Origin of the sequence: Brevibacillus sp. RS1.1, from assembly GCF_013284365.1 — a bacterium.
GTDB lineage: Bacteria > Bacillota > Bacilli > Brevibacillales > Brevibacillaceae > Brevibacillus > Brevibacillus brevis_D.
The window spans coordinates 522454-538674 of record NZ_JABSVA010000004.1 but is presented as its reverse complement, the minus strand read 5'-3'; the positions used below and the strand labels follow the sequence as shown (position 1 = coordinate 538674).

Below are 16221 nucleotides of genomic sequence, written 5' to 3'. Positions count from 1 at the left end.
GGGACGATTTTACATGCGTATAAACCTCGATGATGCCAAAGCGTTGCGCGAACTGGACACGATTTCTGCCCTGCAAGATACGGAAAGCTACGATGAACAGTTTAAAACAGGCCTAAAATTATCTGATAGTTTAGATGTATCGGATATTTCTGTTAAAATCGAAAATATTGTCGTGCTTGGCACTGGTGGCGGTTCGGCTGCGAGCGTCAATTTGATCAAGTCGTATTTGTTTGACGAGTTGCAAGTGCCGCTTCAGTTAAATCAAGGCTACACCATTCCGGCTTTTGTGGATGCGAAAACGCTTGTCATTGTCGTTAGCCACTCCGGCAATACAGAAGAAGTTGTCAGCGGCTACGAAGCGGCTATTGCCAAAGGAGCACAGATCGCTGTCATTACGGCAGGCGGAAAAGTATTGGAGATGGCTCGGAAACACAATCATGTGTGCTTGCTCGTGCCAGGTGGAATGATGCCGCGAATCGTATTGGGCTACATTTTCTTGCCGATACTCGCCATCCTGACGAAGCTCGGGCTGATTTGCGACAAGCGTGTGGAGGTCGAAGAGACGATTGCTCTGTTCGAGGAATGGAAGCACATCTATGGAACCGATTCTCCGATCGAGAAAAATGCAGCCAAACAAATCGCCATCGAGATGGATGGATTGATACCTGTCGTGTACGGAACGCTACCGTTTTTCGATGCTCCTGCATGGCGTTGGAAAAACCAGCTCGGGGAAAACAGCAAGCTGATGGCATTTTGGAACGCCATACCGAGCCTTCACCACGACGAGGCTGTGGGGTGGGATTCGCCGTCCGCGCTGCTGAAGGGCGTTCATTTTACACTCATTCGCGATCAGGAGGACAGCGAGAAGACGACCCAACGTGTAGAAATCAGTGCTGACATTTTGCGTGAGCGCGCTGGTGGGGTAAGGGTAGTTCATTCCCACGGCGTGTCCCGAATGGCTCGCTTGTATTCGATCGTGTACTTGGCAGACTTCGTGTCGTTGTATGCTGCTCTGATTCGCGGCGTCGATCCAACCCCGGTAGAAGTGATCAATTTGTTCAAACAAAAAATGGGGCAACCGCTCGTCACTGTGCAGGTGAGATAGCATGCTCGTAACGGTAACACTGAACGCGGCCATTGATAAGACGTATCGACTCTCGCATTTTCGTGCAGGAGAGCTGCATCGCACGGGGGATGTACTGAGCTTGCCCGGTGGAAAAGGGCTAAATGTAGCGCGTGTAGCGAAAGCATTGGGGCAGGATGTTGTCGCCAGCGGTTTTGTCGCTGGTCACAACGGGAGGTTCATTGTGGAAGGCTGCGAACGTGAGGGGATTACGTCCTCCTTTATTGAAACGAGCGGAGAATCCCGATTGTGTCTCGCTTTTCTCGACGAACAGGAGAGAACGGTGACAGAAGTGCTAGAGCAAGGTCCTGCACCCAGTGAAGAAGAGATCGGTCGCTTGCAAACGCGTTTGATCGGGCTGGCGGATCAGGCCCAGTACATGGTTTTTTCCGGAAGCTTGCCAGGTGGCGTTCCAACAGAAACATACGCTGCGCTCATCCGAGGTGTCGCCGGGAAAGGAACTGCATGCGTGCTCGATACGAGCGGCCCGGCCCTGCTGGAAGGATTAAAAGCAACCCCCGCGCTCATCAAGCCCAATCGACCGGAAGCGGAAGCGATTCTCGGATTTTTGCTGGATAGCGAGGAGGCACGGTGCAGAGCGATACGAGAGCTACGTGAGCGCGGTGCTCAGCGAGTCCTTCTTTCGTTAGGGGAGGAGGGCGCGTGGTTTGGCGATGGAAAGGAGACGTGGCGTATTTCCGCGATCCCTTTGGCGGAATCCGAAGTGAAAAATACAGTGGGTTGCGGTGATTCCATGCTTGCGGGTGTCCTTGTCGGAAGGCTGCGAGGCTTGGCTTGGCCAGATGCAATTTGGCTGGGGATGGCATGCGGCGCCGCGAATACACGGTCGTTTGGAGCGGGTATGATCGCGCCCGACGATGTGCAGAGGTTGAGAAGTCAACCGATGCATGTGGAGCGAGTCGAGTAAAATAGCTGGTTTAGAAGGGAGGAGTAGCATGCGCCATGTAATTGGCCTCGATGTCGGTGGTACGACAATGAAAGGTGCGGTCATGGACGAGAATGGGCGAATTCTCCTCCGGGCTGCCAAGGAGACCAAAGTCCATAACAACTTGCCCATCTTGATCGAGCGAATGGCTGCCTTGATTAAAGAACTGCGGGATCAATCACCCGTTCCCATAGAGTCAGTAGGGATCGGATTTCCTGGTCCTTTTGATGCGGAAAATGGGATATCGGTTCACTCGCCCAACTTTCAATTGCATAAGGCAGACTTGCGGACACCGCTCGCGAAGCTGGTGGAGCTGCCGCTTTTTTTTGAAAACGATTTACGGACAGCTGCGCTCGGAGAAGCCACATTCGGTGCGGGGCGGGAGGTAAATCACCTCATTTTCGTGCCGCTTGGTACAGGGGTGGGGGCAGGGATTGTAAACGAAGGAAAGCTAGTTCGGGGCAGTCACGGATTCGCGGGAGAGATTGGTCATGTGCGTTATCCAGGGCTTACTGCTCCATGCAATTGCGGCAAGCTCGGTTGTGTGGAGACGGTCGCATCTGCTACAGGTATTGCCAGATTGGCCCGTGAACGCTTGGACAAGGAGCTCGATGCAAATCCGCGGCAAGCAAAAGCCTCTCCTCTGTTTACTCTGTGCGATGGGCAGCTTGAGCGGATTACGGCTGAGCAGGTGGCTACGGCAGTGGAACAAGGTGATGCGGTGGCGACCTGCGCATGGAACGAAGCGTGTGAAGTAACGGGCTGGGCTCTGTCTGTGTTGGTGAACGTGTGCAACCCACAACTGGTAGTGATCGGCGGTGGCGTCTGCCGGGCTGGGGAGCTTTTACTGGCCCCCGTTCAAGCGAGTGTACAAAAGTACGCCATGGATGTCGTACACCAACAGACAAAGATCGTCTTGGCCGAGCTCGGTGCAGATGCAGGAATGCTCGGTGCTGGCGCCTTGGCCCTGCAAGCAACGAACAGGGAACAAGGAACCGTGAAATTGTAAAAAGAGGAGTGTACATCGATGCATCAACGGTATGACTGGGCAAATCATCAGCTGCTAGAGCGAAACCGCTTGGCGGCGCGGGCTTACTTTTTGTCTTACCCGGAAGAATCGGGAGCACTGACGTATGAAAGAGGGGCAACACCGTGGTTTCAATTGTTGAATGGGCATTGGCAGTTTGTTTACGCAGAATCACCACTGCGTGTGCCGGAAAACTTTTTTGCCGCCGATTACGATGCGACGGAGTGGGCGCGAATTCAGGTGCCGGGGCATTGGCAGCTCCAAGGGTACGGGAAACCGCATTACACGGACTTGTACTATCCGTTTCCAGTCGATCCGCCGCATGTGCCGTCAGATAACCCGACAGGCTGCTATATACGAGAGTTTACGGTTGCGCCTGGGTGGAAAAATCAGCAGGTGATCCTGCGGTTTGAAGGGGTCGACAGCGCTTTTCATGTGTGGCTGAACGGAAAGGAAGTCGGCTATAGCCAAGGAAGCCGCTTGCCATCTGAGTTTGAGGTGACGGAGCTGTTGCAGGAAGGCAGGAATCGCTTAGCTGTTCAAGTGTACCAATGGTCGGACGGTACATATGTAGAGGATCAGGATATGTGGTACTTGAGCGGAATTTTTCGGGATGTTTCCCTGATTGCCAGACCGAAGCTGCATGTGAGAGATCTGGCAGTCGTGACTGATCTGGATGAGGAATTCCGCCATGGTGTGCTGCGCGTACGTGTCCATGTAGAAAACAGTTCCGAAGCTGCCTATGACGGGGTGAGTGTGACCGCAAAGCTGCTGGATCAATCCTGCACGCTTATCGCTTCGCTAACTAACACCGAAGCAGGCGAGCTGGCAGCCGGACAGGAAAAGGTCGTGGTCTTGGAGCTTCCGGTGCAGGAGCCGAAAAAATGGTCGGCGGAGGAGCCGAACCTGTATCACCTGCTGCTTGCGATTGAGCAGGAGTCGGGCGAAAAGACAGAAGTCATCCCGATTCGCGTCGGCTTCCGACGTATCGAAGTAAAAGGAAACAACTTCTATGTGAACGGTGTAGCGATTCGCCTGAACGGCGTGAATCGCCATGATCATCATCCCGATCTCGGGCGTGCTGTCCCGTATGAAACGATGCGTGAAGATGTGCTCATGATGAAGCGTCACAACATCAACGCCGTTCGTACCGCGCATTATCCGAATGATCCGCGTTTTTACGATTTGTGCGACCAGTACGGATTGTATGTCATGGACGAAACCGATTTGGAGACGCATGGCTTCCAGTTAACCGGCAACATTAGTCAACTGAGCGATGATCCAGAGTGGGAGCAGACATACGTAGAGCGAATGGAGCGCATGGTGGAGCGCGACAAAAACCATCCGTCGATCATCATGTGGTCGCTTGGCAACGAATCCGGTTTTGGCTGCAATTTCCGGGCAATGGCCGCTTGGTGCCGACAAGCGGACCCGACTCGTCTCATCCACTACGAGGAGGATCGCGAAGCAGAAGTGTGCGACGTATTTTCCACTATGTACTCCTCGGTTGAAAAAATGATCCAGCATGGTGAAAATGAACATCTGCAAAAGCCGCATATCATGTGCGAGTATGCTCATGCCATGGGGAATGGACCCGGTGGCTTGCGCGACTACGCCAATGTGTTTGACAAATATCAACGCTTGCAGGGCGGCTTTGTGTGGGAATGGATTGATCACGGCTTGCGCCAATATACACCGGATGGGCGAGAGTATTTTGCCTACGGAGGCGACTTCGGGGACTACCCGACAAATGGCAACTTCGTCATCGATGGACTGATTCGTCCGGATCGCACCCCATCGCCAGGGCTGCTCGAATACAAAAAAGTGATAGAGCCGATCGTCGTAGAAGCCACTGATCTAGAAAGCGGGCTCGTCACCATTACGAATCGCTATGATTTCCGCACGCTTGCGCACGTGAGAATGGTTTGGCGTGTGACAGCAGATGGACAAGTGGTGCAGAGCGGCACGCTGTCGCTACCACATACGGAAGCAGGAAGTCGTACCAATGTAGCTGTTCCGTATACCTTGCCTGCGCAGGTGCAGGATCGAACCGACTACTGGCTGACGCTCTCCTTTGTTCTGGGCCAAGATGAGAGCTGGGTACAGGCTGGACATGAGCTGGCTTGGGCACAATTTGCCTTGCCAGTGACCGCTGCCCAAAAGGTTATGGGCGCTTCCTATCAGCCTGTGTTCGGCAGAGTAGATATGAAAGAAACGAAAACGGACGTGACCCTTACAGGAGCAGATTTTCAGTTCGTTTTTGACAAAGTGAGCGGTGTGCCGACGAGCTGGGTGTTTGCAGGCAAGGAGCTGTTGGTGGAAGGACCTCGCCTCACATTTTGGCGTGCTCCGATTGACAATGACATGTACGTAGTGGAAGAGTGGCGCAAGGTGTACCTCGATCGTTTGCAAAACCGGGTGGAGCATGTAAGCATCCAGCAGGATCGAGAAGATCGTGTGGTCATTACCTGCGATGTGCGGATTGCTCCGCCTGTATACGACTGGGGTTTTGCATGTCGCTACACGTATACTGTGTTCGGAAATGGCGAAGTGCAGGTAGAGGTTCAAGGCACACCCAAAGGTACCCCGCCAGCGATGCTGCCGCGAATCGGCTTGAAGCTATTGGTCGCCAAAGATATGGAGTGCGTCTCGTGGTATGGTCGCGGCCCGGGAGAGGCGTATATCGACAGCAAGGAAGCTAATCGCATCGGGGTGTATCAGGCGAGTGTGGATGAGCTGTACACGTCGTACGTGTTCCCGCAGGAAAATGGCAATCGCACGGACGTCAAATGGATGTCGATCACGGATCAGCGTGGCATTGGACTTTTCGCGACGGGTCAACCGACCTTGGAATTTAGCGCACTTCGCTATGATACGGACGATCTGGAGCAAGCAAAGCACACGACAGATCTCGTAAAACGAGAGTATGTCACACTGCATCTCGATTATCGACAAAACGGGCTGGGTAGCAATAGCTGCGGACCTAAGCAATCCGAGCAGCATGCCTTGCGTCCAGAGGCGTTCCAGTTCCAGATGAGGCTAACGCCTTTTTCGAAGGATACGATTTCTCCGGTTCATCTGTATAAGCGGAATTTGAATTTGTGTAACTAACCGCTGATTGCTCTCGAAGGCATCGCCGAAACGTTGTACAATCTAGCTAAAGATCGAATAGTACAACTAATCAAAATACGGTGGTGGTTTGTCACATGAAGTCATGGTCGCTCTTCCCGCGCAGAAGCATTCATGCCAAGCTGCTCGCTTTTATGCTGATTGCAGCCATTATTCCGCTGATTACTCTGGGGAGTATGGCGTATTGGAAATCATCGATGGTCGTTCGCGAGCAATTTAGCAAGTCAGGCGAGTATATCGCGACACAGCTGCAAATCCAGATCGACAACTACCTGAGCCAAATGAGATACATGGCCTATGACATCAATACGTACGTGTCAGACCCGACATTGGTCGTCATGCGCGAGGAACAACCGAAGACCTACACAGGCTTTCTGGAACAAAAAAATTTCGAGCGATACCTGGGGGCGCACCGAAACCTTGATACAAAAGGTATTTTTATCGTGACGCCCTCCGGTTATTTTTTCGGGGAAAATGTCATCAATGGCCAGGATCTGATGCGGGAATCGTGGTGGAGAGCACTGCCCGCCAAGCTGGATGAGGAGCGATGGATTGGCTTTTACACACCCAGGCATTATGTCGGGTTTCAGGATGAGGCGGAGCTGCGGAATCAAGAGAAGGTTCTTGGCCTGGTCGTTCCCGTTCTCAGTGGTTATGGCGTGTTGAAGGAAAGCCGGATTTTGATCGAGATGAAAGCAGGCAAGCTGTTTCAACTGTTTTCCCAGCTGGAAAAGGACATGAGTGCGCATGTGACGATCACAGCCAAAAATGGCGAGCTGATTTACCAGACTGCGGGTACGTTCGTCCAGCAAGAGAGCGATATCGTCTGGAACAAACCGCTGGAGTCCAACAACTGGATGATTCAGGTGCGCTTACCGTACGAACAAATGAACCGCTCTGCGGAAGTGATTCAATCCTTCTTTATCGCAGCGCTGATTCTTTCGGCAGTGTTGGCCCTTCTTTTGGCGTATTTATTTTCCAGACGAATTACAGGCAAAATCAAGCGACTGCAAGAAACAATGCGGCTGGTCGGAACAGGCGAGCTACAGACGCGCGCAGAAGTAGACACGGAAGACGAGCTGGGGCGGTTAGGAGTGAGCTTTAACCAAATGGTGAGGCGGATTCAGACGCTAATCGCCGAGGTGAGTCGAACCGAGCAGTTGAAAAAGGAAGCAGAGCTGCGGGCCGTTCACTACCAAATCAATCCGCATCTGTTGTTCAATACACTCAATTCGATCCAGTGGAAAGCCAGATTATCTGGTGCCAATGAAATCGGCAATATGCTCTATCATCTCATCAAAGTGCTAGAGGGTAATCTCGACATCACACAGGAGCTCGTCCCGTTGGAAAAGGAGCTGCAAACCGTCGAGCATTTTCTGCAAATCCAAGAGCTGCGGTACGGACCTGTTTTTCAATTTGAACGGACCGGAGTAGAGGCTTGCCGCCGTTATTTAATCCCGCGAATGACTCTTCAGCCGCTTTTGGAAAATATCTTTTTCCACGCATTCGAAGACGGGCACGGAACGATCCGGATCAGTGTCAGTGAAAAAGAAGGGCTTGTGACGCTACTGTTGCAAGATGACGGCGCAGGAATTGTGCCCCAGCGATTGGCCAAACTTCTCGATCCTGATCTGGAGCGTTCTAGCAAACGAGGGCTCGGCGTGTACAACGTCGATCAGAAGTTCAAGCTTCATTTCCGTATGGAGCACGGCATGAAGATTTCATCTGTCAGAGGAGAAGGAACCACAATTCAAATCACATGGCCGAAAAGGGAGGAAATTCCTGATGAGCATCAAGGTAATGATTGTGGATGATGAAGTGCTGGTGCGAAGAGGACTAAAGGCAATGGTGCCGTGGAGTCGCTACGGGATGGAAGTGGTAGCGGATGCACCGAATGGTCGGAAAGGCTGGGAGACTTTCCTGCAAGTACAGCCCGAGCTGGTGATTACGGACATCGTTATGCCAGAAATGGATGGGCTGGAGCTTTGCAGGCGGGTGAAGGAGCACGCACCACAAACAAAGGTGCTTCTGCTCAGCTGTCACCGCGATTTTTCTTTTGCCCAGCAGGGAATCTCTCTAGGCGTGTCGGGATATTTGTTGAAGACCGAGTTCCAGGATGAGGAATGGGGTACGTTGTTGGAAAAGCTGCGGACTGAGCTGGCAGGCGAGAGTGCGCGACCTGAAAACGTTCGTGAACGCCCTGATGAATGGAAGCGGGAATTCGGTGCGTGGTTGACTGGCTTGAGCCGGGATTTCGAGCAAAGCTTGTCCTCCCTCCTGCAAACACATTGGTCGTGGATGAACGATTCTATGCGTGTATGGATCTTGGAAGGGATGGGCAGTGCGAACCGGGAGGAACAGGAGCGGGCATGGGTAGCAAGTGAGCTGGAAGGCGAATGGGAATGGCTTGTATGTAGCGATATTCGTTTTTTGCTGACACCCGCAAGTACTGGCAGACAGGTAGAATCCTTGCTCGTGGAATGGAAGCTGGCTGGAAAGGTGAAGAGCTGGGAGACAGCAAGCCCGTTTGCTGGCCTCGAACCGTGGATTCAGACGGTACGGATGCTCTACCAGCGCACGGAGCGGGCGCGCAAGTACGGCGTCATTCAAGACCCGTGGCAGGAACCGATCAAGCAGGCTGTTCATTACGCACTCGATCGTCTGGATACGCCATTGACCGTTAGTGAGGTAGCTTCACAGGTGGGACTGAGCCGCAGTCATTTTAGCGTGATGTTTAAAAAGGGAGTGGGCGAGAGCTTTGGGGAGTTTCTCGACAAGCGCCGGGTAAAAATGGCCCGGGGAATGCTGGATGAGACAGCTCTGTCCATTCAGGAGGTAGCTGAGCGTGTCGGCCTTCCTGACGCAAAATACTTTAGCAAATGGTTTAAAAAATACACGGGGATGACCCCGAGCCACTACCGTTTCAAACAAAAGGAGGAGTCCAGTCGAACAATCGTCCACTCCACCGCGCAAACCTGATCAGAACGAAAAAAAGGAAACAAATTCACGCACTATTGCGAACAATTAGCGGTTTCACCGTTTTTTCCCCTTCATTAAAATAAAGAAAAATGATGGGCAAATCTAGGGGGGATCACAGATGAAAAAGGTTGCGTCAAAATGGATGGCAACTGGCATGGCACTTCTTTTGGCCGTCGTAGCTGGTTGTTCACAAGCCCAGCCAGCAGGATCAGACGGGACGTCTAGTAGCACAGGTACGACAACGCCAGCGTCGTCTGATAAAAAGGAAACGGTTACATTGCGTTTCGCGACATGGGATACGGACCAAATGCTGAAGATCCAACAAGATATCGCGAAACAATTCGAACAGAAAAATCCGGGTGTGAAGGTACAAGTCGAGGCATATGCAGATGGTTTTGATCAGAAGCTGGTAGCGGCATTCGGAGCCAAAAATCCGCCGGATGTCATGTACATGTGGGATTTCCCCACGTATAACGCCTCGCTCGAGCCATTGGATGAGTACGTAAAGAAGGACCCATCAGTGGCAATCGACGACTTTTACCAAGGCCTCTTAAACTATAATCGATTCGATGGAAAATTGTTCGGACTCCCAGCGGGCTTCTCGACGCGGGTCGTCTTCTACAACAAAAAGCTATTTAACGAAGCAAATGTACCACTTCCGACAGACGACTGGACGTGGGAGGATTTCAAATCGGCAGCCAAACAGCTGACCGTTCGCGACAAGAAGCAGTACGGCTTCGCTGTTCGTTCGGAGCCGGATACGTACGATTTGCAGCAGTTCGTGTGGAGCAACGGCAGCAGCTTCATCAGCCCCGATGGAAAAGCCATCGAAGGCTACATGAACAGTAAGGAAACAGCAGAGGCCCTGCAAATTTTCAGTGATTTGGCGAAGGACAAGAGCGCTTTGCTCGTCGGAGGCAAAAACCAGCAAAGCGGCAACGACTTGTTCAAAGCTAGCAAGCTCGCGATGTATGACAACGGCGTATGGTCGCTCGAGTCGTACAAGAAGGCGAATGTCGACTTTGGTACGGTCGTGATGCCGCAATTCCCTGGTAAGCCTGGCAAGGGAGTCATTGCAACCTCCTCTGTATCGATCGCCAAGGATTCCAAAAACAAAGAACTGGCATGGGAGTTTTTGAAGTTCTTCGTTTCCAGCGATGCGATCAAGATGCGTACATCTGATTTGCCTGTGCGTATTAGTGTCGTACAAGAGAAGAAGCTCGATCAGGACCAGCTCTACGCGCCGTTCTATAAGACATTGGAGCAATCGACTGACACGCCAGCCTTCCTGTTGAATCCGCATTGGAACGAAATCAACCGGAACCTTTCCGCAGCGGTCAATGCGATCATGATGGGACAAAACGCCGAGGAATTACTGAATAAGGCAGTCAAAGACTCCCAGAAATTCTTGAAATAACGGGAAGGGGTCAGGAAATTGAATACAGAGAGTGTTGTGACACACAAACAGCCTGCCATGACCGTTCAACCGAAAAAACTTAAGGGAAGGGCGTTTCTTACGCCCTATCTTTTTATCTTGCCTTGGATTCTCGGCTTTCTCGCTTTTACGCTGGGACCGATGCTGTTTTCGCTCGTCATGAGCTTTTTTGATTGGCCTGTCGTTGGTGAGGTTACGTTCGTCGGCTTGGATAATTACATCAATATGTTTACGGATGATCCATTGTTTTGGCAATCGCTCTGGGTCACGATTAAATTTGCGCTGTTGTTTGTCCCGTTGAATTTGTTCATCGCGTTGTTTTTGGCGATGATGCTGAATCAGAAGGTAAAAGGCAGCGGTTTTTTCCGCACAGTGTTTTACTTACCGAGCGTGATTTCCGGTGTGGCGCTGGCGATGATCTGGGCGTGGGTATACGACGGGGAATACGGTATTTTCAACTATTTGCTCAGTCTGGTTGGGATTACAGGTCCAGATTGGCTAAACGATACGTCGTGGGCACTCGTTGCCATGGTAATCGCCAGTCTGTGGGGGCAAGGCTCCATGGTATTGATTTTCCTGGCGGGGCTCAAAAGCATCCCGGAGAGCTTGTATGAAGCGGCTTCGATTGATGGGGCAGGGGCGGTGCAAAAATTTTTCCGCATTACACTACCGATGGTCAGCCCTACGATTTTGTTTAACCTGATTATGACGATCATTAGTGCGTTCCAGCAGCTGAGTCTAGCACTCTTGCTCACAGGAGGAGGACCGTTGCAATCCACGTACTTCTATGCCATGTACGCGTATGACAACGCCTTCAAATACTTCAAGATGGGGTATGCTTCGGCGAACTCCTGGTTTATGTTTGCGATCATTTTGGTATTGACCTTCCTCGTATTTAAAACGTCCGGCAAATGGGTGTATTACGAGGGCGACAACCGCAGGGGAGGGGAAGAAGCTTGATACGCAAGACAATCGCTTATGCGAGCTTGATCTTTTTCTCTTTCCTGTTTCTCGCACCGTTTTACTGGATGATCTCTACTGCGCTCAAATCGGACGCTGAGATTTTGCAGTATCCACCCAAATGGATTCCGGATGTGCTGCATTGGGAGAACTTCGGGAATGCGTGGATGTCGCAGCCGTTTAATCTGTATTTGGAAAACTCGTTGACGGTGACGATCCTGACTACGATTGGGCAGTTGATATCGTCTTCGCTGGTCGCGTACGGCTTTGCCCGGTTCACGTTTAAAGGAAGAGACTTCCTGTTTATGGTCGTTCTGGCGACGATGATGATTCCGTGGGAAGTGACAATGATTCCGCTGTACATGGAGTTCAACTATCTGGGCTGGATCAACACACTCAAGCCGTTGATTGTGCCTTCGTTCTTTGGATCAGCGTTTTATATTTTCCTCATGCGACAGTTTATTTTGACCATTCCTCGTGAGCTGGATGAAGCGGCGCGTATTGATGGTGCGGGTTCATTTCAGATTTACGCCCGGATTATTATGCCGTTGATGATGCCTGCTCTGATTTTGGTGAGTGTATTCAACATCTTGGGCACATGGAACGACTATTTGGGTCCACTCATTTTCTTGAATGACCAAAGTCAGTACACGCTGACGCTGGGACTGGCGCAATTTAAAGGGATGTATGAAGTAGAGGCTACAGGGCTGATGGCGGTAACGCTCCTGATCTCGCTTCCGCCGTTACTCCTCTTTTTCCTCGCACAACGATATATCGTAGACAATTCAGCTGGTGTTGCTATTAAGTAAGAAGCTATCAAATAAGGAGGGAGTGCCACAGTGGGGAATCGGGCGAAGTGGGAAGGCTGGGCATGGTCATTTCATCAATTTGGTGAGCGATTGTTGCGGATGGCGGCAGCGCATCTCATGTGGGTGGCGTGCACGCTCTTGGGAGGCATCGTTTTTGGAATCTTTCCAGCGACAGCGGCTCTACACGACGTACTTAGCGGCAAGTGGAATGACCGCGGGCTTCCATCTGCCTTCTGGCATGCTTTTCGCCACTATTTCTGGAGGAGCCAATGGCTTGGTGCAGGGACGGTGCTAACGGGGGCAATCCTGTGGGTCGATGTGGTGTTTTTCCTTCGCATGGGCTCTCTGTGGGGGCTCTCGATCGCAGCTGTTTTTGCGGGAATTGGATTCTTGCATGCGGCTACCACTTGCCACGCTTTTTCCCTGCTTGTTCGGGAGGATGCAGACGTGAAGAGGATACTCAAGCAATCGTTTTGGCTAGTCGCGGCCTTTCCGTTGCATTCGCTCGTCACGCTGGGAGGCTTGCTCCTTCTCTTAATTCTCTTGCTGGCGATTCCTGTTTTGCCGATCTTATTGGGGGCGAGCCTGCCTGTCTGGTGGATGAACGCGAGAATGAGTCGTTTGTTGGAAAAGCGCGATCGAAAACGATCGACCAAGCAACCTCGAGGTGAGACATATGCTGTTTGATTTAGGAATGGTTCCTTTTAGCCGATACGGGTCGTATCTCGTACTCTCGCGACTAGGTAACGCCAAGCGAAAAGAAGGACTATATTTGCGCAATATTCGTGGAGGAGACAACCACGATGGCGCGATTTTTCGAATCGAAATGGTGGCCGATGGTGTGGCAGTTCCATTTAAGACGGAGGCTACGCCAACCTTGCTGCGACTTTACGGGGATAAAGGCGAAGTAAAGCTGTGCATGAGCGAGCCGCAGCTGGTGCAGGTACGTGGTCAAGGCATTGGTTTGCGACTGGTGCTCGAATCGACGGCAGCAGATTATGCGATTCAAGCTGGAGCTGGATGCTGGGAAATCAATCACTTTTCCACGGAAATTCGCTTGCGAGTGACTCCGATTGCGGGATCACTTGTGGTAAGCCCTACGAAGGCATCACGTGAACAGCAAGTGGGCGTAACCTTTCTTCCCGACGAGGAAACGGGTGTACTGGAAGGCGTATTGGAGGAGTTCCACACGGTATGGAAGGAGCGTAGCTACCCTGCCTTTGCCGATGGATGGACACAGGTAAAAAAAGAGTACGACGAGTGGGTGGAACGGACACTCTCTGTATCTGAGGAGCATCGTGAAGGCTTGAATGAAGCACGAGAACTCGCGGCGTACATCACCTGGTCTTGTGTGGTGAGACCTGAAGGCTACCTGCCACGAGCCGCGATGTACATGTCCAAAAACTGGATGACGAATATCTGGAGCTGGGATCATTGCTTCAATGCGATGGCACTGACGCGAGCAAACTTGCCGCTGGCGTGGGATCAGCTCATGATTTTTATCGACAGGCAGGATGAGAGTGGTGTCTTCCCTGATTTTATCAATGATCGGTATGCGTTATGGAATTGCTGCAAGCCTCCGATTCACGGCTGGACGCTGCGCTGGATGCTGGATCGGAACGACGCCATTACAAACGAGATGCTGGAAGAGGTGTACGAGCCGCTTTGTCGCTGGACCAATTGGTGGTTCCGTTACCGCGATGATGATCAGGACGGGATTCCGCAGTACAATCACGGCTATGACTGCGGCTGGGACAACAGCACGATTTTCCTCGATGGGGCGCCGATTGAAAGCCCGGATTTGCCTGCGTATTTGATTCTGCAAATGGATGTGCTGGCGGATTTGGCGAATAGGTTAGGCCGTCCCGAAGAGGCAGCGAGGTGGCAGGAAAAGGCCGAAATGACGCTGCAACGACTGCTGGAGAAGCACTGGAATGGCGATAACTTCTTCGCGACCCACTCCGGTAGCGACAAGCCTACACAAGGAGACAGCTTGATCCGTTATATGCCTCTCGTGCTAGGCGAAAAGCTGCCGCAGGACATCCGGGCCAAGCTGATTGTGGACTTGCAGGAGCGGTTTTTGACAGAGAATGGACTGGCTACAGAGAGTCCAACCAGCTCCTTCTACCGCGCTGATGGCTACTGGTTAGGCCCGATTTGGGCGCCAGTGACGATGCTTTTGGTCGATGGATTGCGGCGAGCAGGTGAAGTCGCGTTTTCTCAGGAGATTGCCAGACGTTTTTGCCGAATGGCAGCGCGCAGTGGCATGGCGGAAAACTTCGATGCGCTGACAGGGGATGGACTAAGGGACCGGGCCTTTACGTGGACGTCCAGCGTGTTTTTGATGCTAGCACATGAGTATGTGTAAGGTAGTTTTATAGGAAAACCAAGTGGGCATGATGGATGAAAAAATCGCATCATGCCCGTTGCTTGTCTATAGCACTTTACTGAGAAATGCCCTGGTTCTCTCATGCTGGGGATTGTCAAAAATCTCGGCAGGTGTGCCTTCTTCGACGATGTATCCCCCATCCATGAAAATCACGCGATCGGCTACTTCACGGGCAAAGCCCATCTCATGTGTAACCACGACCATTGTCATTCCTTCTTTGGCCAAATCCTTCATCACCTGAAGAACCTCTCCGACCATTTCTGGGTCGAGTGCAGAGGTAGGCTCGTCGAACAGCATGATGTGAGGGTCCATGGCGAGCGCACGGGTAATGGCTACGCGCTGCTGTTGACCACCAGATAACCGATCAGGGTACACGTCTCGCTTGTCCGCCAAATCTACTTTTTTGAGGAGTTGCAGTGCCTTTTGTTCATTTTGCTGGCGCTCTGAATTTTTGACGTGCTTGGGTGCGAGCATGATGTTTTCCAAAACAGTGAGATGCGGGAAGAGATTGAACCGCTGAAACACCATGCCGACACGCTCTCGCAGCTTGTTGATGTTGACTTTGGGGGAAGTAACCTCCATGCCCTCAATGGTGACTTTGCCAGAAGTTACCTCCTCCAACTGGTTCAGGCAGCGCAGAAACGTACTTTTTCCCGAGCCGGAGGGACCGATGACACAGACAACTTCACGCTCTTTAATGGTAGTCGAGATGTCTTTTAAGACTTCCAACGAGCCAAAGCTCTTTTTCAAATTCTCTACATGAATCATTTTGCAAACCTCCTCTCAAGGGAACGGGACAGCAGACTGAGGATGTAAATCATCAGGAAATAGAAGACCGCTACTACAGCCCAAATTTCGAATGAGCGGAAGTTACTAGAAATGATAATCTCACCACTGTTCATCAGCTCACGGATACCAATGACCGTTAAGAGCGAGGTGTCTTTTAGCGTCACGATGAATTGGTTGACGAAAGCAGGAATCATGCGGCGAACAGCCTGAGGCAAGATAACCAGGCGCATGGCTTTTCCGTGGGATAGTCCGAGGGAGCGAGCAGCTTCCATCTGTCCTTTATCGATAGAGAGAATCCCTCCGCGAAAAATTTCAGCCAGGTACGCTCCGGCGTTGAGGCTGAGTGCTAGAATACCTGCGGTTGTCTCTGGAATTTTGATATCCAGGACAGGCGGCAATCCAAAATAAATAAAGAAGATTTGAACCAACAGCGGTGTGCCGCGGAGAAAGTCAACGTAAGCGGTTGCAATGCCGCGGAGTATTTTGGAACGGCTGGTGCTCATTAAACCAAAAAGTAATCCGATTAAGAGAGCGAAAAACAGGGAAATGATCGTTATTTTTAACGTGACCACAGAGCCTTGGGCCAAGACAGGAAGTGCGTCGGCAATGACATCCCAACTACTGCTCATTTGGAC

At 51.6% G+C, this 16221-nt stretch carries 13 protein-coding genes; 11 read left to right on the top strand and 2 right to left on the bottom strand.

Annotated elements, in window-relative coordinates; translation table 11 throughout:
• Positions 1–13: 13 nt before the first annotated feature.
• The 11 genes from HP570_RS16725 (at position 14) to HP570_RS16675 (ending at position 14776) form a co-directional block, all read left to right on the top strand.
• Positions 14–1105 carry a bifunctional phosphoglucose/phosphomannose isomerase gene (locus HP570_RS16725; protein WP_173626445.1) on the top strand — a complete coding sequence of 364 codons (1092 nt, stop codon included), beginning with the start codon at positions 14–16 and terminating at the stop codon, positions 1103–1105.
• Between the two features lies 1 nt (position 1106).
• Positions 1107–2051, top strand: a complete 945-nt coding sequence (locus HP570_RS16720; RefSeq protein WP_173604099.1) for a 1-phosphofructokinase family hexose kinase — start codon at positions 1107–1109, stop codon at positions 2049–2051.
• Positions 2052–2079: 28 nt separating this feature from the next.
• The gene (locus HP570_RS16715; protein WP_173626444.1) at positions 2080–3078 is read left to right on the top strand and encodes an ROK family protein; all 999 of its coding nucleotides are present in this window, start codon (positions 2080–2082) and stop codon (positions 3076–3078) included.
• Between the two features lie 18 nt (positions 3079–3096).
• Complete coding sequence (gene ebgA, locus HP570_RS16710) at positions 3097–6207, top strand: beta-galactosidase subunit alpha (RefSeq protein ID WP_173626443.1); 3111 nt, start codon at positions 3097–3099, stop codon at positions 6205–6207.
• A gap of 95 nt (positions 6208–6302) precedes the next feature.
• A complete protein-coding gene (locus HP570_RS16705) occupies positions 6303–8039 on the top strand; it encodes a cache domain-containing sensor histidine kinase (RefSeq protein ID WP_173626442.1) in 1737 nt (578 codons plus the stop codon).
• Positions 8011–9204 (top strand): response regulator transcription factor, encoded by a 1194-nt coding sequence (locus tag HP570_RS16700; protein ID WP_173626441.1) that lies wholly within the window; start codon positions 8011–8013, stop codon positions 9202–9204. The genes HP570_RS16705 and HP570_RS16700 overlap by 29 nt, the downstream gene beginning before the upstream one ends.
• Positions 9205–9322: 118 nt before the next feature.
• Entirely contained in the window at positions 9323–10621 is a 1299-nt protein-coding gene (locus HP570_RS16695; RefSeq protein WP_173626440.1) for an ABC transporter substrate-binding protein, read from the top strand.
• Between the two features lie 57 nt (positions 10622–10678).
• Positions 10679–11599: a carbohydrate ABC transporter permease gene (locus tag HP570_RS16690; RefSeq protein ID WP_070105190.1), complete on the top strand. Its 921-nt coding sequence runs from the start codon at positions 10679–10681 to the stop codon at positions 11597–11599.
• Entirely contained in the window at positions 11596–12408 is an 813-nt protein-coding gene (locus tag HP570_RS16685) for a carbohydrate ABC transporter permease (RefSeq protein WP_081437287.1), read from the top strand. Before HP570_RS16690 ends, HP570_RS16685 begins: the two co-directional genes overlap by 4 nt.
• Before the next feature lie 30 nt (positions 12409–12438).
• On the top strand, positions 12439–13095 hold the full coding sequence (locus tag HP570_RS16680) for a YesL family protein (protein WP_064200212.1): 657 nt from the start codon (positions 12439–12441) through the stop codon (positions 13093–13095).
• The gene (locus HP570_RS16675; protein WP_173626439.1) at positions 13085–14776 is read left to right on the top strand and encodes an amylo-alpha-1,6-glucosidase; all 1692 of its coding nucleotides are present in this window, start codon (positions 13085–13087) and stop codon (positions 14774–14776) included. The genes HP570_RS16680 and HP570_RS16675 overlap by 11 nt, the downstream gene beginning before the upstream one ends.
• 66 nt (positions 14777–14842) lie before the next feature.
• On the opposite strand, the gene HP570_RS16670 is transcribed toward HP570_RS16675, so the two are convergent.
• Positions 14843–15565 (bottom strand): amino acid ABC transporter ATP-binding protein, encoded by a 723-nt coding sequence (locus tag HP570_RS16670; RefSeq protein WP_173626438.1) that lies wholly within the window; start codon positions 15563–15565, stop codon positions 14843–14845.
• Positions 15562–16215, bottom strand: a complete 654-nt coding sequence (locus tag HP570_RS16665; RefSeq protein WP_172139600.1) for an amino acid ABC transporter permease — start codon at positions 16213–16215, stop codon at positions 15562–15564. Before HP570_RS16665 ends, HP570_RS16670 begins: the two co-directional genes overlap by 4 nt.
• Positions 16216–16221: the final 6 nt, after the last annotated feature.

Excerpts from the sequence above, each read along its gene's own strand:
- HP570_RS16665 (WP_172139600.1), bottom strand. The coding sequence starts at position 16,215 with ATGAGCAGTAGTTGGGATGTCATTGCCGACGCACTTCCTGTCTTGGCC.
- HP570_RS16720 (WP_173604099.1), top strand. The coding sequence starts at position 1,107 with ATGCTCGTAACGGTAACACTGAACGCGGCCATTGATAAGACGTATCGA.
- HP570_RS16670 (WP_173626438.1), bottom strand. The coding sequence starts at position 15,565 with ATGATTCATGTAGAGAATTTGAAAAAGAGCTTTGGCTCGTTGGAAGTC.
- ebgA (WP_173626443.1), top strand. The coding sequence starts at position 3,097 with ATGCATCAACGGTATGACTGGGCAAATCATCAGCTGCTAGAGCGAAAC.
- HP570_RS16690 (WP_070105190.1), top strand. The coding sequence starts at position 10,679 with ATGACCGTTCAACCGAAAAAACTTAAGGGAAGGGCGTTTCTTACGCCC.
- HP570_RS16715 (WP_173626444.1), top strand. The coding sequence starts at position 2,080 with ATGCGCCATGTAATTGGCCTCGATGTCGGTGGTACGACAATGAAAGGT.
- HP570_RS16700 (WP_173626441.1), top strand. The coding sequence starts at position 8,011 with ATGAGCATCAAGGTAATGATTGTGGATGATGAAGTGCTGGTGCGAAGA.
- HP570_RS16675 (WP_173626439.1), top strand. The coding sequence starts at position 13,085 with ATGCTGTTTGATTTAGGAATGGTTCCTTTTAGCCGATACGGGTCGTAT.
- HP570_RS16695 (WP_173626440.1), top strand. The coding sequence starts at position 9,323 with ATGAAAAAGGTTGCGTCAAAATGGATGGCAACTGGCATGGCACTTCTT.
- HP570_RS16725 (WP_173626445.1), top strand. The coding sequence starts at position 14 with ATGCGTATAAACCTCGATGATGCCAAAGCGTTGCGCGAACTGGACACG.
- HP570_RS16705 (WP_173626442.1), top strand. The coding sequence starts at position 6,303 with ATGAAGTCATGGTCGCTCTTCCCGCGCAGAAGCATTCATGCCAAGCTG.